Origin of the sequence: Streptomyces sp. NBC_00076 (genome assembly GCF_045041235.1) — a bacterium.
GTDB lineage: Bacteria > Actinomycetota > Actinomycetes > Streptomycetales > Streptomycetaceae > Streptomyces.
Genome location: NZ_CP108242.1, coordinates 7,754,670 through 7,764,257, shown reverse-complemented (window position 1 = coordinate 7,764,257; position 9,588 = coordinate 7,754,670). Strand labels below are relative to the sequence as shown.

General features: G+C 71.7%; 1 protein-coding gene. It reads right to left on the bottom strand.

Translation table 11 applies throughout. The features are described 5' to 3' along the window. Nucleotides 1-22 precede the first annotated feature (22 nt). Nucleotides 23-9,577 carry a type I polyketide synthase gene (locus OHA64_RS35185; RefSeq protein ID WP_405620114.1) on the bottom strand — a complete coding sequence of 3,185 codons (9,555 nt, stop codon included), beginning with the start codon at nucleotides 9,575-9,577 and terminating at the stop codon, nucleotides 23-25. Nucleotides 9,578-9,588 lie beyond the last annotated feature (11 nt).

Here is a 9,588-nt window from a genome sequence, read left to right as displayed (position 1 = left end):
GGCGTTCGGGAACGGGGGAGAGTCAGGACTCGCTGTTGTCCAAGGCCATCTGGACCAGGTTCGCCACGTCCATGTCGTCGATGGAGGCCGCGTCGTCTTCCTCGGCCGGTGTCACATGCTGGTGGCGGCCCGGGTCGGCGTCCGCCAGCCGCAGGAGGGCGTCCATGAGACCGGCCTGGCGCAGACGGGCGAGCGGGATGGCCGCCAGCGTCCTGCGTACGTCGGCCTCCGCGACCTCGTAGGTGCCGTCACCGTCGTCGTCCGCGGTGTCCGGAAGGAGTTCGGCGAGAAGCCGGTGGGCGAGTTCGGTGGCGGTGGGATGGTCGAAGACCAGGGTGCTGGGCAGGTTCAGGCCGGTTGCCGCGTTCAGTCGCGTACGGAGTTCGACGGCGGTCAGCGAGTCGAAACCCAGCTCCTTGAACGCGCGGTTCGCCTGGACCTCGCTGGTGTCCGCGTGTCCGAGAACGGCGGCGACCTCCGTCCGCACCAGCTTGAGCAGGGTCCGCTCGCGTTCGACGGGCTTGGCCGCGGCCAGCCTTTCGCGCAGGGCGGCCGCGGTCTGGTGCGGGTCCCCGTCGGCGGTGGCCCCCCGGCCGTCGGCCGACGCCTCGGCGGCCCGCCGTACCTCGGGCAGGTCGTCGAGGAGGGGGCTCGGGCGCAGGGCGGTGAAGGAGCGCGCGAAGCGTTCCCAGTCCACGTCGGCGACGGTGACCAGCGCGTCGCGCCGGTCGAGCGCCCGCTGCAGGGCCGCGAGCGCCCGGCCCGGCGACATGACCTCGAGGCCTCGCCTGCGCAGGTGCTCGGCGGCCTCCTCGTCGCTGGCCATGCCGGATCCGGCCCACGGGCCCCAGGCGACGGAGGTCACCGCCAGCCCGCGGGCCCGGCGCCGCTCGGCGAGGCCGTCGAGGAAGGCGTTGGCGGCGGCGTACGCCGCCTGCGCCCCGCTGCCCCACACTCCGGCGATCGACGAGAAGAGCACGAAGGCGTCCAGCGGTGTGTCCGCGAGCAGTTCGTCGAGGTGCACCGCCCCGGCCGTCTTGCCCGCGACGACCTCGGCGAAGTCAGCCGGGCTCGTCGCGCGGAGCGGGCGATCCTGTCCGACGCCCGCCGCGTGAACGACCGCGGTCAGCGGCTGCTCGGCCGGTACGGCGTCCAGCAGCGCGGCCACCGCCGACCGGTCTGCGATGTCGCAGGCCACGACGGTGACCTTGGCGCCGAGTGCGGCGAGCTCCGCCTCCAGCTCGGCGGCTCCCGGGGCCTGCGGGCCACGGCGGCTGGTCAGGACGAGGTGCTCGGCGCCATTCTCGGCGAGCCGGCGTGCGACGTGGGAGCCGAGCGCGCCGGTGCCGCCGGTGACGAGGACAGTGCCGTGGGGGCGCCAGGGGGTGGAGGGCCGATCGCCGTCCGCCCGGACGAGGCGCCGGGCGAACACACCCGCCGGGCGCAGCGCGAGCTGGTCCTCCGTGAAGCCGGGGCCTCCGCCGAGCGCGAGCACGTCGGCCAGCCGTCCACACGTCCGCTCGTCGACGGCCTCCGGAAGGTCGATCAGGCCACCCCAGATTTCGGGGTGCTCCAGCCCGGCGGCCCGCCCGAAGCCCCACACCTGCGTCTGCGCCACACTGCGCAGCGCATCGACGGTCCCGACTGACACGGCACCGCTGGTCGCGGCCCAGAGCCGTCCGCCGATCTCCGCGTCGAGGAAGGCCTGTACGAGGCCGAGCGTCGCCACGATCCCACGGCTCAGCGCGGGATGGTCGGGGTACGGGGACTCGTCCAGGGCCAGCAGGGACAGTACGCCGCCCACAGGCCGGCCGCTCAACTCTTGCAGCTGTCGCGTCAGTTCGGCACGACCACCCATGGCCTCGTCGCCGACCACGATCCGCACGACCCGGTGTGCACGCGCATCGAGCACCGCCTCCACGGCCGAACACCACGGATGCGCCGCCTGTCCGGCGGGAATCACCAGTGCCCAGGTCCCGGTGAGTTCGGGGTTGCCGGTAGGCCCGTCGGTCAACGACCGCCAGGACACCTGGTAGCGCCAGCTGTCCAGGATGGACGACTCGCGCGCCCGGCGCCGCCAGGCGGTCAGGGCGGGCAGCACCGAGGAGACGGTGGCCTCCTCACCGAGGTCCAAGGTGCCGGCGAACTCCTTGAGGTCCGCTCGCTCCACCATCTCCCAGAATCCTGCCTCGGCTTCGTCGACCGGTGCCTCGCCCTGGGCCGCCGGGGTCCGGGGCGTGGTCTCCAGCCAGTAGCGGCGCCGTTGGAAGGCGTACGTGGGCAGATCGACGCGGCGGCGGGTCTCGGTGGGCGTGAAGAGGGGCGCCCAGTCGACGGTCGAACCTCGCACGAACGCCTGCGCCAGAGCCCTGAGGAAGGTGTCGGCCTCGGGACGGTCCTTGCGCAGGGCGGGGATCAGGCCCGCCTGGGCTTCGGGGGTGGTGAGGGTGTCGTGGGCCATCGCGGTCAGCACGGCGTCCGGGCCCAGCTCGACGATGGTCGTGACGTTCTCTCCCGCCAGGGTGGTCAGGCCGTCGTGGAAGCGGACCGCCTCACGGACGTGCCGCACCCAGTAGTCCGGGTCCTGAAGCTCCTCCGCCGTGGCCATACGGCCGGTCAGGTTCGACACGACCGGCAGACTCGGCGTCCCGTACGTCAGGCCCTGGGCGACCTTCCGGAAGTCGTCGAGCATCGGTTCCATCAGCGGGGAGTGGAACGCGTGCGAGACGCGCAGCCACCGCGTCTTACGACCCTCAGCCTTGAATGCCTCGGCGAGAGCTTCCAGGGCGGCACGGTCACCGGACAGGACCACCTGCGACGGCCCGTTCACCGCCGCCACACCCACCGCACCTTCCAGCAAAGGCGCTACATCCTCCTCGGCAGCCTGCACCGCGAGCATGGCGCCACCCTCAGGCAACGCCTGCATCAACCGGCCCCGGGCCGCCACCAGCCGCACCGCATCCTGAAGCGACCACAGCCCCGCCACATAAGCCGCCACCAGCTCACCGACCGAGTGCCCACCAAGAACCTCCGGCCGCAACCCGAACGACTCCGCAAGCCGAAACAGCGCCACCTCGACCGCGAACAACGCCGGCTGCGCGTACCCGGTCTGTCCCAGGAGGCCGGCGTCCTCGCCGAACAACACCTCGGCCAACGGCCGCTCCAGCAACGAATCGAAGTGGGCGCAGACCTCATCCAGCGCATCCGCGAACACCGGGAAGGCGTCGTACAACTCCCGCCCCATCCCCGGCCGCTGACTGCCCTGCCCGGTGAACAACACCCCGAGCCGACCCTCGACCACCGACCCGGAGATCACCGGACCGCCCAGCAGGTCCTCACTGCTCTTGCCGAGCATCACCGCCCGGTGCTCCAGCACCGCCCGGCCCGACAGCAACGACCAGCCCACATCGCCAGCATCCAGGTCGCCGCGCGAGCCGACGTAGTCCCGCAGCCGCTCCACCTGAGCCTGCAACGCCTGCGCATCACGCGCGGACACCACCCACGGCACCACACCGAACGGCGCAGGTGCCGCGGTGGCAGGCTCCTCCTCGACCGGCGCCTGCTCGACGATGACATGCGCGTTCGTCCCGCTCACACCGAACGACGACACACCCGCCCGACGCGGCACGTCCTCCCGCTCAGACCACTCCCGAGCCTCCGTCAGCAGCTCAACCGCACCAGCCGACCAGTCCACATGCGAACTCGGCGCATCCACATGCAGCGTCCGCGGCAACACACCCTGCCGCATCGCCATCACCATCTTGATCACACCGGCCACACCCGCGGCAGCCTGCGTATGCCCGATGTTCGACTTCACCGACCCGATCAGAAGCGGCCGGTCCTCCGACCGCTCCCGCCCATAGGTCGCGATGAGCGCCTGCGCCTCGATCGGGTCACCCAACGTGGTCCCGGTGCCATGAGCCTCCACGGCATCCACGTCACCGGGCGCCAGCCCGGCACTCGCCAGCGCAGCCCGGATCACCCGCTGCTGCGACGGCCCATTGGGAGCCGTCAGCCCGTTACTGGCCCCGTCCTGATTGACCGCGGCCCCCCGTACCACGGCCAGCACCCGGTGGTCCTTCCTCCGCGCATCCGAGAGCCGCTCCAAAAGCAGCAGACCGACACCCTCACCCCACCCCGTGCCGTCCGCCGCCTCCGCGAACGCCTTGCACCGCCCGTCCACCGCCAGCCCCCGCTGACGACTGAACTCAACGAACGCGCCGGGCGTCGACATCACCGTCACGCCACCCGCGAGCGCCAGCTCGCATTCGCCCCGCCGCAGCGCCTGCACGGCCAGATGCAGGGCCACGAGCGCCGAGGAGCAGGCCGTGTCGACGGTCATGGCGGGCCCTTCCAGGCCGAAGGCGTACGACAGTCGCCCGGACACGACACTCGCGGCGTTGCCGGTGCCGATGTAGCCCTCGACGTCGTCCGGGGCGTCCTTCAGGAGGTCGAGGTAGTCCTGGCCGTTCGTGCCGGCGAAGACGCCGGTGCGGCTGCCGCGCAGGCTCAGGGGATCGATGCCGGCCCGCTCGAACAGCTCCCAGCCCGTCTCCAGCAGCAACCTCTGCTGCGGATCCATCGCCAGCGCCTCACGCGGCGAGATCCCGAAGAACCCGGCGTCGAACTCAGCGGCGTCGTAGAGGAAGCCGCCCTGCCGGGTGTACGTCGAACCGGCGCGGTCCGGGTCGGAGTCGTACAGCGCGTCCGTGTCCCAGCCACGGTCGGCCGGGAACTCCCCGAGCCCGTCGACGCCGTCCGCGACGAGCTGCCACAGGTCCTCAGGGGTTCGGACACCGCCCGGAAAGCGGCAGCTCATCGCCACGATCGCGATGGGCTCGTCGTCGGCCGGCGCCCCGCTCGGTGCGTCGGTCCCGGCCTGGGCGTCCCGTACGTCGCCGACGAGTTCGCCGTACAGATACTCGGCGGTCGCCAGCGGCGAGGGGTGGTCGAAGACCAGGGTCGCCGGCAGGGTGAGGCCGGTGGCGGCGCCCAGGCGGTTGCGGAACTCCACCGAGGTCAGGGAGTCGAAGCCCAGCTCCTTGAAGGCGCGCTCGGCGCCCACGGCCTCGGGCCCGCTGTGGCCGAGTACCGCGGCGGCCTGCGTGCGTACGAGGTCGCGCAGGGTGCGCTCGGCCTCCTCGCGTGACATGGCGGACAGCCGGCGGCTCAGTTCGGGGCCGTCGGGATGGTCGGTGGCGGCGGCCGACCTCATGTGAAGGGCGGCCTCGGACTCCGGCAGTTCGTCGAACAGCGTGCTCGGCCGGGCAGCCGTGAAACCCTTCAGGAACCGGTCCCACATCACGTCCGCGATGACGAGTGTGGCGTCCCGGTCCTGCCCTTCCTGTTCTGCTCGGCCTCGCCCCACGGCATGCCGCAGGGCCGCCACGGCCCGTGAGGCGTCCATGGCCGGCAAGCCCGCCTGGCGCATGCGTGCCTCGGCGTCGTCATCGGCCTGCGTCGCCGCCATTCCGCTGCCCGCCCATGGCCCCCAGGCCAGCGACACAGCGGGCAGTCCCAGCGCCTGCCGCTGCTCGGCGAGCGCGTCCAGACAGGCGTTCGCGGCGGCGTAGTTGGCCTGCCCAGGCGCTCCGACGGTGCCGGTGAGCGACGAGAACAGCACGAACGCCGACAGGTTCTCGTCGTCCTTCGTCAGCTCGTGCAGGTTCAGCGCCGCCCGCACCTTGGCCCGGAAGACGGTGGCGAACCGCTCGGCACTCATGGCGTCCAGCACACCGTCGTCGAGAACACCGGCCGTGTGGAACACACCCGTCAGCGGAGCGTCCTCAGCAATCACCGCCAGGACTTCAGCCAGCGCCTCCCGATCGGCCACATCACAGGCCGCCACGGTGACCCGCGCCCCCAACTCCTCCAACTCCGCCACAAGTTCCGCAGCACCAGGAGCGTCCGGACCACGACGACTCGTCAGTACGACGTGCTCGGCACCCTCACGCGCAAGCCACCGCGCCACATGCCCACCCAGAGCACCCGTACCACCCGTGACCAGCACACTCCCCCGCGGCGACCAGACCGACTCCCCGACACCGGGAGACACCCGCACCAAGCGCCGTACGAACACCCCCGACCCACGTACCGCGACCTGGTCCTCACCCGACGGCGACACCAGGACCTGGCCCAGCCGGGCCATCGCCCTGCCGTCCGGCACCTCGGGCAGGTCGACGAGACCGCCCCACCGCTCCGGGCACTCCAGCGCGGCCACCCGGCCCAGACCCCACACGCCCGCGCCCGTCACATCGACCGGCCCGTCGGACCGGTCCACGGACACCGCACCGCGCGTCGACACCCACAGCGGCGCGCCGATCCCGGCATCGCCGAGCGCCTGGATCAGGGCGAGCGTGCGTGAAATGCCCTCCGGAACGGATGCGGACGGGCCGAAGGGTGCGGCTGCCAGCAGGGCCAGCACTCCGGAGACCGGCGCGTCGGCCACGGTGGCGGCCAGGAGGTTCCGTAGTTCGTCGCGGTCGGCGTGCACGGCGTCGACGTGCAGCACTTCGGTCTGTGCTCCGCTGTCCCGCAGGGCTCGCACGCACGCGTCGGTCCACGGCAGGGCGGCCTCCTCGGCGGGTGCGACGACCAGCCAGGTGCCGGTGTGGCGTACGGGAGCCTGCCTGCCGAGCGGCTGCCACGTGGCGCGGTACCGCCACGAGTCCAGCACGGACTGGTCGTGCCGCCGCTGCCGCCATGCGTTCAGGGCCGGCATCACGGACCGGAACGGGGCCTCCTCGTCGACCCCCAGCGCGTTGGTGAGCGCGTCCAGGTCCGCGCTCTCCACCGCCTTCCAGAATCCCTCGTCGATCGGCTCGGCCCCACCGCCCACGGCGGTCTGCTTCAGCGGGTTGAGCCAGTAGCTCCGGTGCTGGAAGGCGTAGGTGGGCAGGTCCACCTGGCGGCGGGCCTCGGCCGGGGTGAACAGCGGGGCCCAGTCGACCGTGATCCCACGGACATACGCCTGGGCCAGGGCGGTCAGGAACGTGCCGGGTTCCGGACGGTCCTTGCGCAGGGTGGGGATCAGGCCCGCCTGCGCCTCAGGCGTCGTCAGGGTCTCGTGGGCCATCGCGGTCAGGACCGCGTCCGGGCCCAGCTCGACGACGGTCGTGACGCCGTACTCGGTCAAAGCCCCGATGCCGTCGTGGAAGCGGACCGCCTCACGGACGTGCCGCACCCAGTACCCCGGGTCCTGAAGCTCCTCCGCCGTGGCCATACGGCCGGTCAGGTTCGACACGACCGGCAGACTCGGCGCCTCGTAGGTGAGCCTCTCGGCGACCTTCCGGAAGTCATCCAGCATCGGCTCCATCAACGGCGAGTGGAACGCGTGCGAGACCCGCAGCCACCGCGTCTTACGGCCCTCAGCCTTGAAGGTTTCCGCGAGGGCCTCCAGGGCGGCACGGTCACCGGACAGGACCACCTGCGACGGCCCGTTCACCGCCGCCACACCCACCGCGCCTTCCAGCAAAGGCGCTACATCCTCCTCAGCGGCCTGCACCGCGAGCATGGCGCCACCCTCAGGCAACGCCTGCATCAACCGGCCCCGGGCCGCCACCAGCCGCACCGCATCCTGAAGCGACCACAGCCCCGCCACATAAGCCGCCACCAGCTCACCGACCGAGTGCCCACCGAGAACCTCCGGCCGCAACCCGAACGACTCCGCAAGCCGAAACAGCGCCACCTCGACCGCGAACAACGCCGGCTGCGCGTACCCGGTCTGCTCCAGTGCATCGGCGTCCTCGCCGAACAACACCTCGGCCAACGGCCGCTCCAGCAACGAATCGAAGTGGGCGCAGACCTCATCCAGCGCATCCGCGAACACCGGGAAGGCGTCGTACAGCTCCCGCCCCATGCCCGGCCGCTGACTGCCCTGCCCGGTGAACAACACCCCGAGCCGACCCTCAGCCACCGCGCCGGAGATCACCGGACCGCCCAGCAGGTCCTCACGACCGCGCCCGAGCATCACCGCCCGGTGCTCCAGCACCGCCCGCCCGGACAACAACGACCACCCCACGTCACCGACATCGAGGTCGTCACGCGAGCCGACGTAGTCCCGCAGCCGCTCCACCTGAGCCTGCAACGCCTGCGCATCACGCGCGGACACCAGCCACGGCACCACGCCCGTCGGAGCGGGCGCCGAAGCAGGCTCCTCCACGGCCGGCGCCTGCTCCAGAACCACATGCGCGTTCGTCCCGCTCACACCGAACGACGACACACCCGCCCGACGCGGCACGTCCGCCCGCTCAGACCACTCCCGAGCCTCCGTCAGCAGCTCAACCGCACCAGCCGACCAGTCCACATGCGAACTCGGCGCATCCACATGCAGCGTCCGCGGCAACACACCCTGCCGCATCGCCATCACCATCTTGATCACACCGGCCACACCCGCGGCAGCCTGCGTATGCCCGATGTTCGACTTCACCGACCCCAGCCACAACGGCCGCTCCTCCGACCGCTCCCGCCCATAGGTCGCGATGAGCGCCTGCGCCTCGATCGGGTCACCCAACGTGGTCCCGGTGCCGTGCGCCTCCACCACGTCCACATCACCCGACGCCAGCCCCGCGTTCGCCAGCGCAGCCCGGATCACCCGCTGCTGCGACGGCCCATTGGGAGCCGTCAGACCACTACTGGCCCCGTCCTGATTGACGGCCGAACCCCGCACCACCGCCAGGACCTGATGTCCGTTGCGCCTGGCATCCGACAGCCGCTCCAGGAGCAGCAGACCGACACCCTCACCCCACCCCGTGCCGTCCGCAGCCTCCGCGAACGGCTTGCAACGGCCGTCCGCCGCCAGCCCCCGCTGCCGGCTGAACTCCACGAAGGTGTCCGGCGTGGACATCACGGTCACACCGCCCGCGAGCGCCAGCTCGCATTCGCCGCGTCGCAGTGCGTGGGCCGCCAGGTGGAGAGCGACGAGGGAGGACGAGCAGGCCGTGTCGATCGTCACCGCCGGGCCTTCGAGGCCGAAGGTGTAGGCGACGCGGCCGGAGGCGATGCTTCCGGCGCTGCCGTTGCCGAGGTAGCCCTCGAACTCCTCCAGTCCCTCGGGGTTGCTGAGGATGCGGTTGCCGTAGTCGCCGTACATGACGCCGACGTAGACGCCCGTGCGGCTGCCGCGCAGCGTGGTCGGGTCGATGCCGGCCCGCTCGAACGCCTCCCACGAGGTCTCCAGGAGCAACCGCTGCTGGGGGTCGATGGCCAGCGCCTCACGGGGCGAGATTTCGAAGAAGTCCGGGTCGAAGTCCGCGGCGTCGTGCAGGAAGCCGCCCTCACGGGCGTAGCTCGTGCCGGGGCGGTCCGGGTCCGGGTCGTAGAGGGAGGCGGTGTCCCAGCCACGGTCCTGGGGGAAGGGGGAGATCGCGTCGGCGCCCTCGGCGACGAGCTGCCACAGGTCCTCCGGGCCGGCGACGCCGCCGGGGTAGCGGCAGCTCATCGCGACGATCGCGACGGATTCGTGGTTCGCGGACTCGGCCTCCTGCAGGCGCTGCCGGGTCTGGTGCAGATCCGCGGTGACCCGCTTCAGGTACTCACGGAGTTTCTGCTCGTTCGCCATTCGGTGCGACCCCTTCAACGCAAACAGTC